The organism is Variovorax sp. LjRoot84, assembly GCF_964254305.1.
Lineage (GTDB): Bacteria > Pseudomonadota > Gammaproteobacteria > Burkholderiales > Burkholderiaceae_C > Variovorax.
Genome location: NZ_CAXUTE020000001.1, coordinates 3242949 through 3263298, shown reverse-complemented (window position 1 = coordinate 3263298; position 20350 = coordinate 3242949). Strand labels below are relative to the sequence as shown.

Genomic DNA, 20350 nt, shown 5'->3' with positions numbered 1-20350 from the left:
CGTGCATTTGTTTGCAGGGCCGCGGACAATGCCACGCTCCTTGAACCTGACAAAAAGAACATGTACCCGCAGGTCGACATTCAAAAAATCAGAGAGAGATATTTCAACTACAGCGTGAGCATCGGCAAGTCCGACAAGCGTTATGCCCGGCAGGGCCTGCGGTCGATCGCGGAATGCCTGCACGATGCGGCGACCGCGCTGGGTCACCACTTCCCGATTGCGGCCCTCAGCTACGAGGGGCGCGCGCTGGGCTGCTATCACGTCGCGAACATGGAGCACAAGACGGTGGCGCTCGCCGACACGCTTCTTGCCAAGCTCGCGCGGGCGGAAACCGCCGCCTGAGGGCGATGCGGTTTCCTTGGATGTGAGGTTGACGAGCCTTACCCCCGGCACTGACTACGCAGTTAGGGCTGCTTGGTTCCCCACCTGACCCGGTTGGCCACTTCACCATGCGGGGAGGCCCGTCAACCGAGGATTGTAGGCCAGGGCCCGTTACCCCCATGAATCACCAAACCATCAGCGAAGTCTCGAGCGCTGCGTCGGCGTAGTAGAGACGCACGCCGACCAGGTAGTGGCGGCCCTTTTGCAGGCGCATGCTGACGCGCGCATTGAGGTCGGTGCCGCTGTCGTCGTTGCCGGCGATCTGCACGTTGCCGGCCGGCGTGACCTCGAACAGCACCAGCACCGTGTCGGAGGTGCCGAAGGTGCCGATGCTGTAGGTGCGCGTGCGAGTCGGTACGAGTTCGAAGTTGCGGGTTTCGCCGGCCTTGAGTTTGAGCAGTTGCGAGAGCCCGACCTTGAGTGCCGACACCGCCGGGGCCCTGACGCCGGGGTAGGTCTCCACCACCCAGGCCTTGTCGTCATAGGACAAGCCGCCCTTGGGCACGAGCCCGGCCTGGTACTGCGCCGGCGCATCGATGAGCCCGGGCTCGAACTGGTATTCCATGACCGAGTCCGGATCCCAGGTCGTGCCCTTGACCTCGGCCTGCGGGATCTTGCGCAGGATGTTCCACTCGATCTGCGACTCCTGCCAGAAGTTCGGCGGGCCCTGGAAATAGTCGATCACTGCCTGGCGGTTCCAGGTGATGCCGGCATGGGGGTTCTGATGTTCATGCTCGAGACCGAGCGTGTGGCCGATTTCGTGCAGCGCCGTGTCCTGGCCATAGGGCGTGGTGAGCGGCCAGCCGAAATTCATCGTGCGCTGCAGCGGGTCGCGAATGCCGAGCACATCGCGGCCGACGTAGGACCAGGAGCCGTCCTGCGCATCGAAGCCGATGCGCACCGTCGCGTCTTCCGGCGCCTCGACGCGCCGAAAGGCGATGCCGATGCCAAGCTTGGCCCAGGCCTCGAAGGACTCGTCGACCACCCCCGTGTCCTCGTTGCTGCCCTGCCATGCGGCGGGCACTGCGTCGCCGCGTTTGAAGCAGTAGTAGGTGAGTTGCGTGCCGTTCACCCATTTCTTGCTCGAAGCGATGATGGCGGAGGCGCGGCCCGCGGAGACGCTGCTGTCGAACTGCCGCGGCGCCTGCACCGGCTGGACGCAGTAGCGGCGAAGCCCGGCATCGCCGGACTGTGCTTTCCTGGCCGCGGCAGTGCGCGCGGCCTTGTGGGTCGCAGTGTGCATGTCGGTCTCCTCGAAGGGCCGTTTCATGCTATGCGCGGAACCGCGAAAATCTATAAGTAAAAAGGCCTATGCCTGGTCGGGCGTTGGCCTCCGGTGGGGCCCCTAAAATGCGTCGATGGCCTATCTCGTGCTCGCTCGCAAACACCGCCCCAAGACTTTCAGCGAGATGGTGGGCCAGGAACATGTCGTTCAGGCGCTCGAAAACGCGCTGACCTCGCAGCGGCTGCACCACGCCTATTTGTTCACCGGCACTCGCGGCGTCGGCAAGACCACCGTTTCGCGCATCCTGGCCAAATCGCTCAACTGCCAGGGCCCGGACGGGCAGGGCGGCATCACCGCCACGCCCTGCGGCGTATGCCAGGCCTGCAAGGACATCGACACCGGCCGCTTCGTCGACTACACCGAGCTCGATGCGGCCTCGAACCGGGGCGTCGACGAGGTCCAGGCCCTGCTGGAGCAGGCGGTCTACAAGCCGGTGCAGGGACGCTTCAAGGTCTTCATGATCGACGAGGTGCACATGCTCACCGGCCATGCGTTCAACGCGATGCTGAAAACGCTGGAAGAGCCGCCGGAATACCTCAAGTTCGTGCTGGCCACCACCGACCCGCAGAAGGTGCCGGTCACCGTGCTGTCGCGCTGCCTGCAGTTCAACCTGCGGCCGATGGCGCCCGAAACCGTGCTCGAGCATCTCACGCGCGTGCTGCAGACCGAGACCGTGCCGGCCGAACCGCATGCGCTGCGCCTGATCGCGCGCGCCGCCCGCGGCTCGATGCGCGACGCGCTTTCGCTGACCGATCAGGCCATCGCTTTCGGCAACGGCGAACTGCTGGAGACCGGCGTGCGCCAGATGCTTGGCAGCGTCGACCGCGGCCACGTGTTCCGCCTGATCGAGGCGCTGGCGCAGGGCGACGGCAAGACGGTGGTCGACACCGCCGAGGCGCTGCGCCGCGACGGCATGTCGGCCGCGTCCACGCTCGAAGAAATGACCGCCGTGCTGCAGGCCATGGCCGTGCTGCAGGCCGTGCCTTCGCGCGCAGAAAGCAACGATGCGACGGATCCCGACGCGGCCGAGACCGCGCGCCTGGCGGCATTGATGCCTGTCGACGAAACGCAGCTGCTCTACAGCCTCTGCCTGCACGGCCGCGGCGAACTGGGCCTGGCGCCCGATGAGTACGCAGCGCTCACGATGGTGTTGCTGCGGCTCCTGGCCTTCAAGCCCACCGGCGCGGCCGGCGCGGAAAAAAAAACTCTGAATGAAGCGCCGCGCGCCGCGGCGCCCGCGCCTCGCGCGCCGCCCGTCGAGGCGGAACGCCCTGCGGTGGCTGCGGTCGTGGCGACTGCCGGCCCTGTCGCGCCGCCCGGTCAGCGGCTGCCGGTGCGGGACGAACCCTCGCTCTCTGCAACGGCTGCCTCCAGGCCGGCGGCCGCTGCCGATCCGGCACCTGCCGCCAAGGTCATGGCCATGCAGGTGCGGGTGCAGCCGCCGCCCGGCGCACGCGAAGCACCGCGCGAAAGCGAATCGACGCCGATCGTGCCCAGCGAGGAGGGCGACTTCTGGCATGCGACCGTGACGCAGATGGTCGCGGCCGAGGCGATCACCGCGCTTGCGCGCGAACTCGCGCTGCAGTCGCAGCTGGTGGCGCGCGATGTCGACCAGTGGCTGCTGCGCGTCGAGCGCGAATCGCTCAACCAGACGAGCAGCCGGGAGAAGCTGCAGGCTGCGCTCGCGGCGCTGGGTCATAGCGTGAAAATCGCGATCGAGATCGGCGCCGTGGTCGACAGCCCCGCACGCCGCAACAAGCAGGCGGCCGACGAGCGCCAGCGCGTGGCCGAGGAAGCGATCCGCAACGACCCCGAGATTCAGTCGATGATGCGCGACTGGGACGCGAGAATCGTCCCGGGTACGCTCAAGCCCGCCTAAAGCTTTCTTTTTTTATCCAACGATCGACAGGACCAACGATGTTCAACAAAGGACAACTGGCCGGCCTCATGAAGCAGGCGCAGGCAATGCAGGACAACCTCAAGAAGGCGCAGGAAGAACTGGCCACCATCGAGGTCGAGGGCGAATCGGGCGCCGGGCTGGTGAAGGTCGTGATGACCTGCAAGCACGACGTCAAGCGCATCACCATCGACCCGAGCCTGCTGGCCGACGACAAGGACATGCTCGAAGACCTGGTGGCCGCGGCCTTCAATGCCGCGGTCCGCAAGGCCGAGGAGACCAGCGAGCAGAAGATGGGCAAGCTCACGGCCGGCATGCCGGGCCTGCCGCCCGGCATGAAGCTGCCCTTCTAGGACTGAATGACCGATTCCAGTTCGCTCGAGGCGCTGGTCGAAGCGTTGCGCCGCCTGCCCGGCGTCGGCGCCAAGTCGGCCTCGCGCATGGCCTTTCACATGCTGCAGCACGACCGCGAGGGCACGCAACTGCTCGCGCGCGCCCTGCAGCAGGCGGCCACCCATGTGCGTCATTGCGAACGCTGCAACACCTTCACCGAGGCGCCGGTCTGCAGCGTGTGCCTCGACACGCGCCGCGATGCCAGCAAGCTGTGCGTGGTGGAGACGCCGGCCGACCAGGCCGCACTCGAGCGCACGGGCGCGTTTCGCGGCTATTACTTCGTGCTGATGGGCAAGCTCAGTCCGCTCGACGGTATCGGGCCGAAGGACATCGGCTTGGCGCGGCTGTTCGAGCGCGCGCTCGACGGCGCGGTGAGCGAGGTGATCCTCGCCACCAACTTCACCGCCGAGGGCGAGGCCACGGCGCACGTGATCGGCGAAGAGCTCAGGCAACGCGGCCTGACGGTGACGAGGCTCGCGCGCGGCGTGCCGGCCGGCAGCGAACTCGAGTACGTCGACCTCGGCACCATCGCCCACGCGCTGGTCGACAGGAGATGAACCCACCCGCGTTGACGCTGGCGTACTGGTGCTTGCTGGTCGCGGTGGCCTTGCCCTATGCCGCGGCCTACATCGCCAAGATCGGGAGCTTCAGGCGGCGCGACAACGAGACGCCGCGCGAATGGGCCGCGCGCCAGAGCGGCTGGCGCGCGCGCGCCATGGGCGCGCAGTCCAACAGCTTCGAGGGCCTTCCCTTTTTCATCGGCGCGGTGATCATCGCCCATCAACTCGGTGCGGCGCAGGCGCAGTTGGACCTGCTGGCTATCGCCTATGTGATGCTGCGCATCGCCTATATCGCGCTCTACATCGCAGGCATCGGTACGGCGCGCAGTGCGGTCTGGGCACTCGCGTTTCTGGCCAACATCGCGATCGTGTTCGCCGGCCGCTAGCGGCCTTCGTGTTTACGTGAAAACCCGCACGGGGATGTTCCCGATGCAGGCGCTGGGGGGCGCCCCTAAGCTCGATTCGATTCCGAAAGAAACCAAAAGGCCGCGGGTTCACTTCATGCTCAATCGCCGTACCTTCACCGCCGCCGCCACTCTGGGTGCTGCCTCCATCGCGACACCGCTGGTCCACGCGCAGGCCAAGCTGGAAAAGTCGAAGATCTCCATCGCCGTCGGCGGCAAGGCCGCCTTCTACTACCTCCCGCTCACCATCTCCGAACAGCTCGGCTACTTCAAGGCCGAAGGCCTCGATGTCGAGATCTCCGATTTCGCCGGCGGCGCGCGTGCGCTGCAGGCGGTGGTGGGCGGCTCGGCCGATGTGTGCTCGGGTGCTTACGAACACACCATCAACCTGCAGGCGAAGAACCAGTTCTTCCAGTCCTTCGTGCTGCAGGGCCGCGCGCCGCAGATCGCGATCGGCGTGTCGACCAAGAACATGGCGAACTACATGACCATCGCCGACCTCAAGGGCAAGAAGATCGGTGTCTCGGCGCCTGGCTCGTCCACCAACATGGTGGCCAACCTCGTGCTGTCGCGCGGCGGTCTGAAGGCCAGCGACGTGAGCTTCATCGGCGTGGGCGTCGCGGCCGGCGCGCTGACGGCGCTGCGCTCCGGCCAGATCGACGCCATCAGCAACACCGACCCGGTGATGACGATGCTCGAACAGAAGGGCGACGTGAAGATCATCAGCGACACGCGCACGCTGAAGGGAACGCAGGAGGTCTTCGGCGGCCCGATGCCGGCCGGCTGCCTCTATGCGCCGACGGAATTCATCCAGAAGCATCCCAACACCTGCCAGGCGCTCGCCAATGCCATCGTGCACGGGCTCAAGTGGCTGCAGACCGCGGGGCCGGGCGACATCATCAAGACCGTGCCCGAAACCTACCTGCTCGGCGATCGCGCGCTGTACTTGGCGTCGTTCGACAAGGTGCGCGAGGCCATCGCCATAGACGGACTGATACCGGCCGAGGGGCCGAAGACCGCGCTCGGTGCCATCGCAAGCTTCGACCCGACCGTGAAGGCCGACAAGATCGACCTCGCGAAGACATACACCAACGATTTTGCGCGGCGCGCGAAGGACAGGTTCAAAGCCTGACCCGAACGTTCTGCAACCCGGCTTCGGCCGGGTTTTTTTGTTTCCACCCCATGTCCAGCTACGCGCTCGAACTCCTCGACATCAGCTGCACCTTCCGCTCGAAGGACGAGCACGGCCAGCGCTACACCGCTGTCGCCGGCACGACGCTGCGCGTCCGTGAGGGCGAGTTCGTCTCGGTGGTCGGGCCCACGGGTTGCGGCAAGTCGACCTTGCTCAACGTCGGTGCGGGCCTGCTCGAACCGTCCTCGGGCACGATCAAGGTGTTCGGCCAGCCGCTCGCGGGCATCAATGCGCGGGCCGGCTACATGTTCCAGACCGAGGCGCTCATGCCGTGGCGCAGCACGCTCGCCAACGTGATGGTGGGCCTGCAGTACCGCGGCGTGCCCGATGCAGAGGCGAGGGCGCAGGCCGAGCAATGGCTCACTCGGGTCGGCCTCACCGGCTTCGGCGATCGCTATCCGCACCAGCTCTCCGGCGGCATGCGCAAGCGCACGGCGCTCGCGCAGGTGCTGGCGCTGGACCCGGACATCATCCTGATGGACGAACCCTTCAGCGCGCTCGACGTCCAGACGCGGCAGCTGATGGAGAACGAGGTGCTCGAGCTCTGGGCCGCCCCGAGCGCCGGGCGCCGGGCCGCCCCAAGGCCGGCGCTCACCCCCTCGGGGGGTGGGCGCGAAGCGCCCGGGGGCCCACAAGGACGAAAAGCGGTGCTCTTCATCACGCACGACCTCGATGAAGCGATCGCGATGAGCGACCGCGTGGTGGTGCTCTCGGCCGGGCCGGCCACGCACCCGATCGGCGAGTTCGCGATCGACCTTCCGCGCCCGCGCGACGTGGCCGAGGTGCGCACGCATCCGCGCTTCGTCGAACTGCACACGCAGATCTGGAACGTGCTGCGCGACGAGGTGCTCAAGGGCTATGCGCAGCAACTGAGGAAGGCGGCCTGAATGAGTTTCAGGCCCCATGAAGGCAATGCGCGCTTCTGGCAGATGGCGCTGCTGATCGTGCTGCTGCTGCTATGGCACCTGCTCTCGCGCGACCAGCAGTTCGCTTTCTTCCTCGGCGAACCGATCAAGGTCGCGGGCCGGGTGTGGAGCTGGTTCCTGCCTTTCGCCGTGCCGCCGAACCTGCTGTTTCCCGACGGGCTGCCGGGCAATGCCGACATCTACCGGCACCTCGGCACCACGCTGCTCGAGACCGTGCTGGCCTTCGGTATCGGCACGCTGCTGGGGCTGGCCTGCGGGCTCTGGCTGGCGCTGGCGCCGACCGCAAGCCTGATCCTCGACCCCTACATCAAGGCCGCGAACTCGATGCCGCGCGTGATCCTGGCGCCGATCTTCGCGCTGTGGTTCGGCCTCGGCATCTGGAGCAAGGTGGCGCTCGCGGTCACGCTGGTGTTCTTCATCGTGTTCTTCAACGTCTACCAGGGCGTGCGCGAAGTGAGCCCGGTGGTGCTGGCCAACGCGCGCATGCTGGGCGCCAACCAGCGGCAGCTGCTGCGCACGGTGTACCTGCCGAGCGCGACCAGCTGGGTGTTCTCAAGCCTGCACACCTCGGTGGGGCTGGCTTTCGTCGGTGCGGTGGTGGGCGAATACCTGGGTTCGGCGCGCGGCGTCGGCTACCTGATCCTGCAGGCCGAAGGCACTTTCGACGTCAACACCGTCTTCGCCGGCATCGTGGTGTTGACGGCGTTCGCGCTGGCGCTCGACGGCATCGTCGGCATCATCGAAACGCGCCTCATGAAATGGCAGCCGCGCAGCGGCGAGACCGAGAAGCTCTGACTCAGCGCTTCTTCTTCGAAGGCGCGCCGCCGCGCTTCTCGCGCACGATCTTGGGCGAAGAAGCCGTCTTCGCCGCGGGCGCGGCCTTGCCGGCACTGGTCTTGACCACGCCGCCGCCGCGTTTGCTGGTCACGATCACCGTGCTGGAGCGGGCGCCCCGGCCCACGCGTTCGGCGGCCGCGGCCTTCACCGGCAGGTAGACCACGACCTGGACGCCGCGCTGGAAGGCGTGGCTGGTCTTCACGTCGTTCCATTCGGCGACGCTGGCCGGGCTGAGGCGGTAGCGGCGCGCGATGCTTGCGACGCTGTCGCTGCGTCCGGCCTTCACGAGCGTGCGGCGCGTGACGATCTCGGGCTGGAAGCTCAGGTGGCCGGTGTCGGCCACCGCTGCATTGACGTCTTCCTGGACGCGCGCGCCGCGCGGCACGATCAGCGTCGAGCCGGCCTTGATGAGCATGCGCGGCGGCACGCTGTTGATCGCGCGCAGGTCGGATTCGCTCATGCCGGCGCGCTGGGCGGCATCGGCCACCGTCATCGTCGAGGGCACGGTCCAGGCGGTCCAGCTCGCGTACTGCCCCTGGGTGTAGGCCTCGAAGTTGCGCTGGAACACGGCGGCGTTGTCCCAGGGCAGCAGGATCTCCGGCGTGCCGGCGGCCAGCAGCAACGGCTTGTGCGCGGAGGGGTTGAGCGCGCGGAAGTCCTCGATCTTCACGTCGGCCAGCTTGGCCGCCAGGGCCACATCGAGGTCGCGCTTGAGCGTGACGGTCTGGAAGTAAGGGTGGTTGGCGATCAGCGGCAGGTCGGCGTTGAAGCGCTCCGGGTTGGCGACGATGTTCTTGACCGCCTGGAGCTTCGGCACGTAGAGCCGGGTCTCGGCCGGCATCGACAGGTCGGTGTAGCCGGTGGGCAGGCCGGCGCGCTTGTTCTTGGCGATGGCGCGGCCGACGCTGCCTTCGCCCCAGTTGTAGGCCGCGAGCGCCAGATGCCAGTCGCCGAACATGCCGTAGAGCTTCTGCAGGTAGTCGAGCGCCGCACGGGTGGAGGCGACCACGTCGCGCCGGTCGTCGCGGAAGATGTTCTGCTTCAGGTCGAAGTCGGTGCCGGTGGCGGGCATGAACTGCCACATGCCTGCGGCCTTGGCGCTGGAGATCGCTTGCGGGTTGAAGGCGCTTTCGATGTAGGGCAGCAGCGCGAGCTCGGTCGGCATGTCGCGGCGTTCCAGCTCTTCGACGATGTGGAAGATGTAGCGGCTCGAGCGCTCGGTCATGCGCTGCATGTAGTCGGGCCGGGTCGCATACCACTGCTCGCGGTCCGTGACCAGGTCACCCTGCAGGTCCGGCATCTTGAAGCCGCGGCGGATACGTTCCCACATGTCGGCCGGCGGCGAGAGCGTGACGACGGAGCGCGACTTGGTGTCGCCCGAGGTGATGGGCGTGAGCGGTCCGCCGGGATAAACCGGCGCCGCCGCGGGGGCGCTGGAAGCAGTGGGCGAGGCAGGGGAAGCGGAAGAGGAGGAACTCGTGCCGGTGGTGCTCGCGCAGCCTGCGAGAAACAGGGAGCCTGCGAGGCAGGCAGCAACGATAAATTTCATCGGAAGTCGTTTTTCCATTGGCGCAGTGCGGCGAACACGTCGGCTTCCGCGGCTTGCGCGGAGAGGCCGGCATGAGCGTGGACTGCTCGGAGGACAGTGGCTTCGCGGCTGCGAAGAAAGGGATTGACCAGGCGCTCGGTGGCGAGCTGCGAGGGCAGCGTCGGTTCACCGCGTGCGCGCAATGCCTTGCAATGCGCGGTGTACTGAGTCAGATCGGCGTTGCCGGGTTCCACGGTCTGCGCGAATCGAAGGTTAGCAAGTGTGTATTCGTGGCCGCAGCACACGCGGGTGTTCCCGGGCAGCGCGGCCAGCGCGTCGAGCGAGGCCAGCATCTGCGCGGCCGTGCCTTCGAACAGGCGGCCGCAGCCGGCGGAGAACAGCGTGTCGCCGCAGAAGAGCAAGGGCGCGAGCTCGCCGGCGACTGCGTTGTGCGCATCGGCCGGCAGGAAGAAGGCGATGTGGCCGGCGGTGTGGCCCGGGATGTCGATCACTTCGAAGCGAAGGCCCAGCACCTCGGCACCGTCGCCTTGCGCGAGTCGCGTGAAGGGCGCCGGAATCGTCTCGCGCGCCGGACCGAAGACCTGCGCGCCGGTGGCCGCGTGCAGCGCTGCGACGCCGCCGGTGTGATCGGGGTGGTGGTGCGTGACTAGAATCGCGGCCAGCTGCAGATTGCCGCGCGCCAGTGCTTCGAACACCGGCGCGGCATCCCCCGGGTCCACCACGATCGCGTTGCGACCGTCCTGCAGCATCCAGATGTAGTTGTCGGCGAAGGCGGGCAGCGGAACGAGGGTCATGAGCGGTCAAATTATAGGTTTGCATGATTGGTTCGCGACCGCCCCCGGCCGCTACCTGCTGGCCTGGGAGCAGGCCCAGTTCGACCAGGCCGTGGCCGATGTGTTCGGCTACCACGCGCTGCAGCTGGGGCTGGCCGAGGTCGCCGGGCTGCGCGCCAACCGCATGCCGCATCGCTGGCTGGCGCTGGACGATCCCGCGCTGGCGGCGCAGAGCGCGCTGGTCACCGACTTCACGGCGCTGCCTTTTTCGGCCAACAGCCTCGATCTGGTCGTGTTGCCGCATGCGCTCGAACTCAGCCACGACCCTCATGCGACGCTGCGCGAGGTCGAGCGCGTGCTGGTGCCCGAAGGCCGCGTCGTCATCTGCGGTCTCAATCCGGCCAGCCTCTGGGGCATGCGGCAGCGCCGCGCGCATCTTTACCGGCGCCTCGGCTTCGGCGAGCTGTTCCTGCCCGAGTCCGGCGACTTCATCGGCTATCGGCGCATGCGCGACTGGCTGCGCTTGCTGAGCTTCGAGGTCGAGTCGGGCAACTTCGGCATCTACCGGCCGGCGGTGCGCAGCGAGGCCTGGCTGGAGCGCTGCCGCTGGTTCGACACGGCCGGCGAGCGCTGGTGGCCGATCTTCGGCGCGGTCTATTTTCTGGTCGCGGTCAAGCGGGTGCGCGGCATGCGGGTCTTGAGCGCCGACTGGCGGCGCGCGGCCCAGCGCGCCAGCGCGCCGGTGCCGATCGCGGGCAAGGTGCATCGCGACGCAGTCACCGATCACAACGAGGAAGTCTTTTTTTGAACGAAGTACAGATCTACACCGACGGCGCCTGCAAGGGCAATCCCGGTCCCGGCGGCTGGGGCGCATGGCTCAAGTCGGGTGCTACCGAGAAGGAACTCTTCGGCGGCGAGCTCAACACCACCAACAACCGCATGGAACTCAAGGCCGTGATCGAAGGCCTGCGCGCGCTCAAGCGCCCCTGCAAGGTCGTGCTCTACCTCGACAGCCAGTACGTGCGCATGGGCATCACCGAATGGATCCGCGGCTGGAAGGCCAAGGGCTGGCGCACCTCGACCAACCAGCCGGTGAAGAACGTCGAACTCTGGCAGGAGTTGGACAAGCTGGTGGCGGAGGGCGGCCACCAGATCGAGTGGCGCTGGGTCAAGGGGCACTCGGGCGACCCGGGCAACGAGCGCGCCGACATGCTGGCCAACAAGGGCGTGGAGCGGGCGCTGGGGCGGATCTAGAGAGGGCCGGGCAGGGTGTTGATGCGCTCGGGCTCGTCCAGTGCTTCGCCCATCCGCGCCCGGAACAGCAGCTCGTCGGTGATGCGCAGGCGACGGCTGAGCTCGCGGCCGATGTTCATCTGGATCAACGCGAATTGCTCCGCATCGTGCTCGAACAGGCGCAGCAGATTGTCCGGCGTGATCCGGATCGCGCTGCAGTCCTCGTCGGCGCGCACCGAGGCGCTGCGAGGGAACAGATCGAGGAGCGCCATCTCGCCGAAGCAGTCGCCCTGGCCGAGGCGGCGCAGCAGCAGCTGACGGCCCTGCCAGCTTTTCGAGATCGTCACACGGCCGCTTTCGAGCACGTACATGCCGTCGGCCAGATCGCCCTCGCGGCAGAAGAAGTCGCCGGCGGCGACCCGGATCACGGGCGCGGGCTCCAGCAGGAATTCGATGGCCTCCGCGCCGATGGCGCCGAAGATCGGCATCTGCTGCATCAATTCGATTCGCGCTGCGAGCATGCGCATCTCCCGCGCGGACTAGCCCACGCCGTCGAACATCATCACGTCGACCGCGTCGCCCGCGGCCACGCTGCCTTGCTCATGGTGCAGCACCACCAGGCCGTTGGCTTCGACCATCGAGCTGAGCACGCCCGAGCCCTGGTTGCCGGCGATGCGGACCTCGGGCAGCGATCCCGGCACCGCCTCCACCCGGCCGCGCTGGTACTCGGTGCGGCCCGGTTTCTTGCGGATCGCGGCCACGCTCCTGGCGCGCAGCATGGGCGGCGGCGCGCAGCCCGCAGCGTGGCAGCCCATCATCCGCAGCAGGGCTGGACGCACGAAGGCGAGGAAGGTGACCATCACGGCAACCGGATTGCCCGGTAGGCCGAACAGCACGGCCGTGCCCTCGGCTTCGCCTTGCTTGGGGATCAGGCCCACCGCCATCGGCCGGCCGGGCCGCATCGCGACGCGCCAGAAGGCCATGTCGCCCAGCTGCTGCATCACGGCGCGCGTGTGGTCGGCCTCGCCGACGCTGACGCCGCCGCTGGTGATGATCGCGTCGGCCTCGCGCGCGGCGCGGCGCAGCGTGTCGGCCAGCGCCGCGGGATCGTCGCGCACCAGGCCCAGGTCGATCACTTCGCAACCCAGCCGCGTGAGCAGGCCGAACACGGTGTAGCGGTTGCTGTCGTAGACCGCGCCTTCGCGCGGCAGCTCGCCCAAGCTCAGGATCTCGTCGCCGGTGGAGAAGTAGGCCACGCGCAGGCGCCGCAGCACCGGCACCATCGGCAATCCGAGGCTGGCGACCATGCCGAGCGCAGCGGGCGAGAGGCGCTCGCCGCGTTGCAACGCGGCCTGGCCCTGCATCAGATCCTCGCCGGCCAGGCGGCGGTTGTCGCCGCGGCGCAGCACCTTGGCGGGGAAGCTGACCTGGTCGCCCTCGACGAAACAGAACTCCTGCGGGATCACGGTGTCGAGGCCCGCGGGCATCATGGCGCCGGTCATGATCTTGACGGCGTCGCCCAGGCCGAGCGTGCCGCGCCAGGCGGCGCCGGCCAGCGCCGTGCCGACCACGCGCAGCTTCACCGAGGCATCGCTCGATGCGTCGGCATGGAGCAGCGCGCCGTCGAAGGCGAAGCCGTCCATCGCCGAGTTGTCGTGCGGCGGCACGCTGACGGGCGAGATGATGTCCTCGGCCAGCACCCGGCCGAGCGCGTCGCGCAGTGCGATGCGCTCGCTCTGCGTGACGACGGCCGGTTCGGCGAGGCGAGCCAGGAAGGCCTGCACGGCATCGACGCCCAGGGCTTTCGGGTCGTAGCCGGCCAGGGCAGCGGCGATCTCGGCGATGCGGCTCATCGGTTTTCGAGCGCGTGCAGCTCGGTCAAGGTGTTGGCGTTGAAGAACGCGTCGGGCGCGTCGCCGGGCCGGTCGAAGGGCACCAGCACCGTTCGGTGCTGCGCGGTCCACTTGTCGATCTTGCGGCCGCCGTCCTGGGTGAAGCGCACCAGGCTTTCGAGCAGCGTGGCGCGCAGCAGGCAGAACACGGGCTGCGGGCGCAGCGCCGATGCACCATCGGACTCGGCGGCCATTTCGGGCGCGCTCACCATGGCGATCTCGGCCTGGTCGGCCAGCAAGGCCTCGCCCAATCGGCTCGCCAGGTCGAGCGGAAACAGCGGCGTGTCGCAGGGCACGGTCAGCAGATAGGGCGTTTCGCAGCGTTCCAGCCCGGTCAGGAAGCCGGCCAGCGGTCCGGCGTAGTCGGCCAGGCCGTCGGGCCAGACCGGTGCGCCGAAGGATTCGTAGGCCGACAGGTTGCGGTTGGCATTGACCATCAGCTCGCCGACCTGCATGCCGAGGCGCATCAGCGCATGCATCGCGAGCGGCGTGCCGTTGAAGTTCTGCAGGCCCTTGTCGACGCCGCCCATGCGCGAGCCGCGCCCGCCGGCGAGCACGAGGCCGGTGATCTCGCTGGCGGCAATGGTGGCGAGCGCGCTCATCCGCCGATGTAGCTCATCTCGACGCGGCGCGGCGCGGCCGCATCGGTGTCGGGCCCGCGCAATGCGCGCAGTTCGGAGTAGCGGTCGGTGCGCCCTTGCCAGATGTGGCCGATGGCGGAGGTGATCTGCGCATCGTCGGCGTCGCCGCGCAGGAGCGGGCGCAGGTCGTGCCCGCTGCTGGCGAACAGGCACAGGTAGAGCTTGCCTTCCGTCGACAGGCGCGCGCGGCTGCAGTCGTGGCAGAAGGCCTGGGTCACGCTGCTGATCACGCCGATCTCGCCGCCGCCGTCGCGGTAGGCCCAGCGCTGCGCGGTTTCGCCGGGCGCGCTGGCTTCGAGCGGCGCGAGCGGGAATTCCTCGGCGATGCGCGCCACCACCTCGGCCGAGGGCAGCACCTCGTCCATGCGCCAGCCGTTGGTGGCGCCGACGTCCATGTATTCGATGAAGCGCAGCACCACGCCGGTGCCACGGAAGCGGCGCGCCATCGGCAGGATCTCCTGCTCGTTGGTGCCGCGCTTGACGACCATGTTGACCTTGATCGGGCCGAGGCCCGCGGCGTGGGCCGCATCGATGCCCGCGAGCACCTGGGCCACCGGAAAGTCGACGTCGTTCATGCTGCGGAACACCGTGTCGTCGAGGCCGTCGAGGCTCACGGTCACGCGATTGAGGCCGGCGGCCTTCAGCGCTTCGGCCTTGCGCGCCAGCAGCGAGCCGTTGGTGGTCAGCGTGAGGTCCAGCGGCGCGCCCTGCGGGGTGCGAATGGCGGCCAGCTGCTCCACCAGCACTTCCAGGTTCTTGCGCAGCAGCGGCTCGCCGCCGGTGAGCCGGATCTTGTGCACGCCATGCGTCGCGAAGATGCGCGCCAACCGCGTGATCTCCTCGAAGCTCAGGAGGGCGCTGTGGGGCAGGTACTGGTAGTCCTTGTCGAACACTTCCTTCGGCATGCAGTAGCTGCAGCGGAAGTTGCAGCGGTCGGTGACGCTGATGCGCAGGTCGGTGAGCGGGCGCGAAAGGCGGTCGAGCAGCACGCCGGTGGCCGGCACGGCGCGCTCCGGTGCCGCCACGCGGCGGGCGCGGCCGATCTCGGAGACGTGGACGACGTGCTTCTTCATGGGAAGGGCAATTTAACGCATAGCCCGGCCGGACGCCTTTTCAAGGCTACTTGACCACGGCGGCGTAGATCATGTTGCGCAGCAGGCTGCGGTAGTGCACCCGGTGCTTGGGCGATTGCAGCATGAGCACCACGAACATCTGGTTCTCGGGGTCCACCCACATGTAGGTGCCGCCGGCGCCGCCCCAGTTGAACTCGCCGGCGGCGGCCGGGTAGGGTGCTTCGCCGTCGCTGCGGCGCACCGCGAAGCCCAAGCCGAAGCCGTAGCCCGAACCCGGCAGGTAGAGCGGCCCGGGCGCGATGCCGGCGCCGCCGTTGGCATGGTCCGACACCATGAGGCCCAGCGTGCGCGGGCCCAGATAGCGCTTGCCGTCGAGCGTGCCGCCGTTCAGCAGCATCTGCAGGAAGCGCGCGTAGTCGGCTGCTGTCGACACCATGCCGCCGCCGCCCGATTCGGCCTTCTGCACGACGCGCGGGTCGCTGAACTCGGCGCCGACGCCGAAGCTGCGGTCGCTCGCCAACGGTTCCGCGATGCGCTGCTGGCGCGGCGCATCGCTCACGTAGAAGCTGGTGTCCTTCATGCCGAGTGGATCGAGCAGGCGGGCTTTTTCGAACTGGTAGAGCGTCTGGCCCGACACCACCTCGACCACGCGGCCCAGGATGTCGGTCGAGTAGCTGTAGTCCCAGGTGGTGCCGGGCTGATAGGCCAGCGGCAGCTTGGCCAGACGCTGCGAGAACTCCGCATTGCTCGGATCGCCGGCATGCAGGTTGGCCGCGTTGTAGGCCTGCTTCACGAGCCCCGGGCCGAAGAAGCCGTAGGTCAGGCCCGAGGTGTGGCGCATCAGGTCGTACACCGTGATCGGCCGGCGTGCCGGCACGGTCTCGAGCACCGGCTTGCCGTCGCTGCCCGGCTTCTCGACGCCGACCGTCATGTTGGCGAACTCGGGCAGGTACATCGCGACCGGGTCGTCGAGCTTCATGCGCCCGTCTTCGACCAGCATCATCGCGGCGACCGTCGTGATGGGCTTGCTCATCGAGTAGATGCGGAAGATGCCGTCGCGCGGCATCGGGGTGCCGGCGGCCGGGTCGAGCCGGCCGATGGGCTCGAACCAGGCGACCTTGCCGCCCCGCGCCACCAGCAATACGGCGCCGGGGATCTTGTTGGCCGCCACGTCTGCTTTGAGCACGTCGGTGAGCATCTGCAGGCGCTCGCTGGAGAGCCCGACGCGCTCGGGGCTGGTGGTCGGCAGCGATTGCGCGGCGGCCAGCAGCGGCCCCGCGAAGAAGAGGCCGGCCGCGATGTGGCGCAAGCAGCGCTTGAATGGCTTCATCATTCTTGTCTCCTCGTTGTGGATGGGATTCGTTCGGGCGGTCTGGGCCGCCTTTTCCCTAGACGCAGCGCGCGCCGTCGACCTCGATGCAGACGCCGCTGATGAAGGACGCCTCGTCGCTGGCCAGGTAGAGCGCCGCATTGGCCACGTCGAGCGCGGTTGAGAAGCGGCCGAGCGGGATGGTGGCGCGGAACTTGGCCTTGCGCTCCTCGGTGATCGGCCCGCCGGCGAACTCGGCGGCCAGGCCGGTGTCGGGGTTGAACACCGGGTTGATGCAGTTCACGCGGATGTTGTCGGGGCCGAATTCGGCGGCGAGCGACTTGCTGGTGGTGATGACCGCGCCTTTCGAGCCGTTGTACCAGGTGAGGCCCGGACGCGGCCGCACGCCGGCGGTGGAGGCGATGTTGATGAAGGAGCCGCCGCCGTTGGCGCGCAACGCCGGCACGGCATGCACGGTCGACAGGTAGATGCTCTTTACATTGACCGCGTAGCAGCGGTCGAACTCGTCCTCGCTCACTTCGAGTGCCGGGCGGTTGCGGTGCGTCCAGCCAGCGTTGTTGACCATCACGTCGAGCTTGCCGTGGCGCTGGACCGCGGCCTCGACCAGCGCCTTGACTTCGGCCGACTTGGTGACGTCGGCGGCGAAGAAAGAGGCCCGGCCGCCGGCGCGCAGGATGGCTTCGACCACCTGTTCGCCGAGTGCGGCATTGATGTCGTTGACGACGACCTGCGCGCCTTCGGCCGCCAGCCGCTTTGCGATGCCTTCGCCGATGCCGCCGCCGGCGCCGGTCACGATGATGGATTTGTCCTTGACGCGCATTCGGTATGTCTCCGGGGAAATAGGAACGCGCAAGTGTAGGCACCTCGCGGCGGCGCTCTATCGCCGGGATTGAAATTCCTGAAGCATGAACCAGATGAGAATTATTATCATTTGCTCATGGACAACAGCTCATCCCTTGCCAGCGCCGACAAGCGCCCCGTGCTGCCGCTGCGGCAGTTGGTCGGAATCTCGATCGTGCTGGTCGGCGTGCTGGTGCTGGGTGCGCAGTTCTGGCAGTTCGTGGCCAGTCGCCCGGTGGTGCTGCAGGCCTTGACCGGCGGCTCGGTGGCCGCGCTCGCGACCGCGCTGGGCACCTTGCCCATCCTGTTTTCGCAGCGTCTGTCGGATCGCGCGCAGGACACGCTGTTCGGTTTCGGCGCTGGCGTGATGCTGGCGGCCAGCGCCTTCTCGTTGATCATCCCCGGCATTGCCGCCGCGCGCGCCGCGGGTGCGGATGCGTGGGGTGCCGGCGGCATCGTCGGCGGCGCGATCCTGCTCGGCGCGCTCGCGCTGCTGGTGCTGGACCGCGTGCTGCCGCACGAGCATTTCATCAAGGGCGTGGAGGGGCAGAACGCACGCGTGCTCCGCCGCACCTGGTTGTTCGTGTTCGCAATTGCGCTGCACAACCTGCCCGAAGGCCTGGCGATCGGCGTCGGCTTCGCAGGCGGGGATGCGCTGCGCGGCAGCGCGCTGGCGACCGGCATCGCGATCCAGGACGTGCCCGAAGGCCTGGTGGTTGCGGTGGCGCTGCTGGCTGCGGGCTACCGGCGGCCTTTCGCGGTCGGGCTCGGCATGGCGTCCGGCCTCGTCGAGCCGGTGGGTGCCGTGCTCGGCGCGGCGATCGTGAGCGGGTCGGCAGCCTTGCTACCCTGGGGATTGGGTTTTGCCGCCGGCGCGATGCTGTTCGTGATCAGCCACGAGATCATTCCCGAGTCCCACCGCAAGGGCCACGAGGCCTTTGCGACGGGCGGGTTGATGGTGGGCTTCGTGCTGATGATGCTGCTGGACACTGCCCTCGGCTGATGATGATCAGCCGTGGCGCACGGCGACGGTCTTCAGCGTGGTGAAGCCGTAGAGCGCTTCGAAGCCCTTCTCGCGGCCATAGCCCGAGGACTTGACGCCGCCGAAGGGCAGTTCGACACCGCCGCCCGCGCCATAGTTGTTGATGAACACCTGGCCGCTCTTCACGCGCTTGGCCATGCGGAACTGGCGCGCGCCGTTCTCGGTCCAGATGCCGGCGACCAGGCCGAACTGCGTGGCGTTGGCGAGCGCCACGGCCTCGTCCTCGTCGCTGAACGCCATCGCGGCCAGCACCGGGCCGAAGACTTCTTCCTGCGCCAAGCGATGCCCCACCGGCACGTCGCGCAGCAGGGTCGGCGCCTGGTAGAAGCCGGTTTCCGGCGCTTCGTCGACCACCACGCCCTGCGCCACCATCGGAATGCCGGCGTGCTGGGCATCGGACAGAAAGTCCCAGACGCGCTGCTGCTGCGTCTGGCGGATCAACGGGCCGACGTCAAGGTCCATCGCGGCGGGGCCGACGCGCAGCGCCTCGAAGGCATGGCCGAGCCGCTCGAGCAGCGGCTCGTAGATCTCGCGTTCGATCAGCACGCGCGAACCGGCCGAGCAGGTCTGGCCGGCGTTTTGCACGATCGCGTTGATCAGCACCGGAATGGCGGCGCCCAGGTCGGCGTCGGCGAAGATGATCTGCGGGCTCTTGCCACCGAGCTCGAGCGTGACCGGGCAGTGGCGCTCGGCCGCGACCTGCTGGATCAGCGTGCCCACTTTCGGGCTGCCGGTGAAGCTGATGTGGTCGATGCCCTCGTGGCGCGCCAGCGCATCACCGACCTCGTGGCCGTAGCCGGTCACGATGTTGATCGCGCCAGGCGGGAAACCGACCTCCGCCGCGAGTTGCGCGACGCGGATCAGCGACAGGCAGGCGTCTTCCGAGGGCTTGACCACGCAGACGTTGCCTGCGGCCAGCGCGCCGCCGACGCTGCGGCCGAAGATCTGCATCGGGTAGTTCCACGGAATGATGTGGCCGGTGACGCCGTGCGGTTCGCGCCAGGTGAAGACGCTGTAGCCCTCCTGATAGGGGATGGTCTCGCCGTGCAGCTTGTCGCAGGCGCCGGCGTAGAACTCGAAGTAGCGCACCAGCGCCAGGGCATCGGCACGCGCCTGCTTGACCGGCTTGCCGCAATCGCGTTGTTCGATGAGCGCCAGCTCGTCGGCGTGCGCGGCGATTCTCTGGGAGAGCAGGTAGAGCAGCCGGCCGCGGTCGGCCGCGCTCTTCTTGTGCCAGTGGGTCTCGAAGCAATGACGCCCGGCGCGCACGGCGGCATCGATGTCGGCTGCATTGCCGCGCTGCAGTTCGTCGAAGGTCTGGCCGTCGGAGGGGTCGATCACCGGCAGGGTGCGGCCGGAGGAGGAAGCGATGTTTTGGTTGCCGATGTAATGGAGTTGCATGGCCGAAATTGTGCGCGAAAGCGGCCGGCCGCCGCCCGGAGCACCCGCTAGCGGCTGGCGGTCGACTTCGGCAGCGCCTTCACGGCATTGAGCATGCGCTCCACGTGCTTGTCGGGATTGAGGTTCTGGTAGTAGTAGGCCACGGTGCCGTTCGGCGAGATCACGTAGGAAAGCCGGTTGGCGAAATCCGGGCGCGTCTGCATCAGCGCATCGAAACCCTGGATCACCGTCTTGGACTGGTCGGAGGCGACCGGGAATTTGCTCTGGCACTGTTTGACCGAGAAGTCCTTCAACGTATCGACGTCGTCGGCCGAGACGCCGATCACCGTGGCGCCCACCGCCTCGAACTGGCCAATCGCCTCGGCGAAAGCGTGCGCCTCGATGTTGCAGTCCGTGGTGCCGGCCGCCGGGAAGAAATAAACCACCACCGGCCCTTTGGCCAGTGCGTCGGCCAGCGAGTAGCGGAAGGTCTTGCCGCCCAGCGCCGCAGTGGCCGTGAACTTGGGCACCGGGTCGCCGATGTCGAGGGCGGCGAAGGCTGGAGAAAGTGCGAGGCTTGCGAGCGCAGATGCGGCGATACGCGCGAGAATCCATCGGGTCATGATGTAACTCCGGGAGGGGGCATGGCGAATTCTAGAACCCGGACGCGTTGCGCGGCAGAGGTGAAACCGGCAGGCGTGCGCTGCCGTATTAATAACAGA

22 protein-coding genes and 1 other RNA gene are annotated in these 20350 nt (G+C 67.9%); 11 read left to right on the top strand and 12 right to left on the bottom strand.

The features are described from left to right. The first annotated feature begins 60 nt into the window (after positions 1 to 60). Positions 61 to 342 (top strand): hypothetical protein, encoded by a 282-nt coding sequence (locus ACSQ9I_RS16365; RefSeq protein WP_436290204.1) that lies wholly within the window; start codon positions 61 to 63, stop codon positions 340 to 342. A gap of 27 nt (positions 343 to 369) precedes the next feature. Here ACSQ9I_RS16365 and ffs read toward each other — a convergent pair. Both ffs and ACSQ9I_RS16355 read right to left on the bottom strand, forming a co-directional pair. Beyond that, positions 370 to 466: signal recognition particle sRNA small type (gene ffs / locus ACSQ9I_RS16360), an RNA gene on the bottom strand. A gap of 39 nt (positions 467 to 505) precedes the next feature. After that, a complete protein-coding gene (locus tag ACSQ9I_RS16355) occupies positions 506 to 1624 on the bottom strand; it encodes a M12 family metallopeptidase (protein WP_436290205.1) in 1119 nt (372 codons plus the stop codon). 115 nt (positions 1625 to 1739) lie between these two features. On the opposite strand from ACSQ9I_RS16355, the gene dnaX reads away from it, so the two are divergent. From dnaX to ACSQ9I_RS16320, 7 genes are all read left to right on the top strand, one after another. Further along, positions 1740 to 3545 carry a DNA polymerase III subunit gamma/tau gene (gene dnaX, locus ACSQ9I_RS16350; protein ID WP_436313778.1) on the top strand — a complete coding sequence of 602 codons (1806 nt, stop codon included), beginning with the start codon at positions 1740 to 1742 and terminating at the stop codon, positions 3543 to 3545. Between the two features lie 38 nt (positions 3546 to 3583). Continuing rightward, a complete protein-coding gene (locus ACSQ9I_RS16345) occupies positions 3584 to 3916 on the top strand; it encodes a YbaB/EbfC family nucleoid-associated protein (RefSeq protein WP_012747441.1) in 333 nt (110 codons plus the stop codon). Positions 3917 to 3922: 6 nt separating this feature from the next. Beyond that, positions 3923 to 4513: a recombination mediator RecR gene (gene recR, locus ACSQ9I_RS16340; protein WP_436313777.1), complete on the top strand. Its 591-nt coding sequence runs from the start codon at positions 3923 to 3925 to the stop codon at positions 4511 to 4513. Then, a complete protein-coding gene (locus tag ACSQ9I_RS16335) occupies positions 4510 to 4902 on the top strand; it encodes an MAPEG family protein (RefSeq protein WP_436290207.1) in 393 nt (130 codons plus the stop codon). Before recR ends, ACSQ9I_RS16335 begins: the two co-directional genes overlap by 4 nt. 115 nt (positions 4903 to 5017) lie before the next feature. Next, positions 5018 to 6052, top strand: coding sequence for an ABC transporter substrate-binding protein (locus tag ACSQ9I_RS16330; protein WP_436304233.1), 1035 nt, complete (start codon positions 5018 to 5020; stop codon positions 6050 to 6052). 50 nt (positions 6053 to 6102) lie between these two features. Next, the gene (locus tag ACSQ9I_RS16325; protein ID WP_436313776.1) at positions 6103 to 6999 is read left to right on the top strand and encodes an ABC transporter ATP-binding protein; all 897 of its coding nucleotides are present in this window, start codon (positions 6103 to 6105) and stop codon (positions 6997 to 6999) included. After that, positions 7000 to 7833, top strand: coding sequence for an ABC transporter permease (locus ACSQ9I_RS16320; protein ID WP_093108864.1), 834 nt, complete (start codon positions 7000 to 7002; stop codon positions 7831 to 7833). Between the two features lies 1 nt (position 7834). Here the strand turns inward: ACSQ9I_RS16320 and ACSQ9I_RS16315 are convergent, their stop codons facing one another. After that, on the bottom strand, positions 7835 to 9424 hold the full coding sequence (locus tag ACSQ9I_RS16315; RefSeq protein ID WP_436313775.1) for a transglycosylase SLT domain-containing protein: 1590 nt from the start codon (positions 9422 to 9424) through the stop codon (positions 7835 to 7837). Beyond that, a complete protein-coding gene (gene gloB / locus ACSQ9I_RS16310) occupies positions 9421 to 10218 on the bottom strand; it encodes a hydroxyacylglutathione hydrolase (RefSeq protein ID WP_436313774.1) in 798 nt (265 codons plus the stop codon). The genes ACSQ9I_RS16315 and gloB overlap by 4 nt, the downstream gene beginning before the upstream one ends. On the opposite strand from gloB, the gene ACSQ9I_RS16305 reads away from it, so the two are divergent. Both ACSQ9I_RS16305 and rnhA read left to right on the top strand, forming a co-directional pair. Further along, on the top strand, positions 10217 to 11005 hold the full coding sequence (locus ACSQ9I_RS16305) for a class I SAM-dependent methyltransferase (RefSeq protein ID WP_244503932.1): 789 nt from the start codon (positions 10217 to 10219) through the stop codon (positions 11003 to 11005). The genes gloB and ACSQ9I_RS16305 overlap by 2 nt on opposite strands. Then, positions 11002 to 11451: a ribonuclease HI gene (rnhA, locus tag ACSQ9I_RS16300; RefSeq protein WP_436290210.1), complete on the top strand. Its 450-nt coding sequence runs from the start codon at positions 11002 to 11004 to the stop codon at positions 11449 to 11451. Before ACSQ9I_RS16305 ends, rnhA begins: the two co-directional genes overlap by 4 nt. Here rnhA and ACSQ9I_RS16295 read toward each other — a convergent pair. The 6 genes from ACSQ9I_RS16295 to ACSQ9I_RS16270 are packed head-to-tail and all read right to left on the bottom strand — an operon-like array spanning position 11448 to position 17186. After that, positions 11448 to 11951, bottom strand: a complete 504-nt coding sequence (locus ACSQ9I_RS16295) for a Crp/Fnr family transcriptional regulator (RefSeq protein ID WP_436304229.1) — start codon at positions 11949 to 11951, stop codon at positions 11448 to 11450. The genes rnhA and ACSQ9I_RS16295 overlap by 4 nt on opposite strands. A gap of 18 nt (positions 11952 to 11969) precedes the next feature. After that, on the bottom strand, positions 11970 to 13283 hold the full coding sequence (moeA, locus tag ACSQ9I_RS16290; RefSeq protein ID WP_436313773.1) for a molybdopterin molybdotransferase MoeA: 1314 nt from the start codon (positions 13281 to 13283) through the stop codon (positions 11970 to 11972). Further along, positions 13280 to 13924 carry a molybdenum cofactor guanylyltransferase MobA gene (mobA, locus tag ACSQ9I_RS16285; protein WP_436290213.1) on the bottom strand — a complete coding sequence of 215 codons (645 nt, stop codon included), beginning with the start codon at positions 13922 to 13924 and terminating at the stop codon, positions 13280 to 13282. The genes moeA and mobA overlap by 4 nt, the downstream gene beginning before the upstream one ends. Then, on the bottom strand, positions 13921 to 15036 hold the full coding sequence (gene moaA / locus ACSQ9I_RS16280; RefSeq protein ID WP_436313772.1) for a GTP 3',8-cyclase MoaA: 1116 nt from the start codon (positions 15034 to 15036) through the stop codon (positions 13921 to 13923). The genes mobA and moaA overlap by 4 nt, the downstream gene beginning before the upstream one ends. 46 nt (positions 15037 to 15082) lie before the next feature. Then, positions 15083 to 16366 (bottom strand): serine hydrolase domain-containing protein, encoded by a 1284-nt coding sequence (locus ACSQ9I_RS16275; protein WP_436290541.1) that lies wholly within the window; start codon positions 16364 to 16366, stop codon positions 15083 to 15085. A gap of 58 nt (positions 16367 to 16424) precedes the next feature. Next, on the bottom strand, positions 16425 to 17186 hold the full coding sequence (locus ACSQ9I_RS16270) for an SDR family oxidoreductase (protein WP_093108856.1): 762 nt from the start codon (positions 17184 to 17186) through the stop codon (positions 16425 to 16427). 117 nt (positions 17187 to 17303) lie between these two features. Here ACSQ9I_RS16270 and ACSQ9I_RS16265 point away from each other — a divergent pair, with 117 nt between their 5' ends. Then, positions 17304 to 18209, top strand: coding sequence for a ZIP family metal transporter (locus tag ACSQ9I_RS16265; RefSeq protein ID WP_436313771.1), 906 nt, complete (start codon positions 17304 to 17306; stop codon positions 18207 to 18209). A gap of 6 nt (positions 18210 to 18215) precedes the next feature. Here ACSQ9I_RS16265 and ACSQ9I_RS16260 read toward each other — a convergent pair whose 3' ends face one another. Together ACSQ9I_RS16260 and ACSQ9I_RS16255 are read right to left on the bottom strand one after the other, a co-directional pair. Further along, a complete protein-coding gene (locus ACSQ9I_RS16260) occupies positions 18216 to 19649 on the bottom strand; it encodes an aldehyde dehydrogenase family protein (protein WP_436290216.1) in 1434 nt (477 codons plus the stop codon). Positions 19650 to 19696: 47 nt separating this feature from the next. Beyond that, entirely contained in the window at positions 19697 to 20251 is a 555-nt protein-coding gene (locus ACSQ9I_RS16255; RefSeq protein WP_093108853.1) for a peroxiredoxin, read from the bottom strand. Positions 20252 to 20350: the final 99 nt, after the last annotated feature.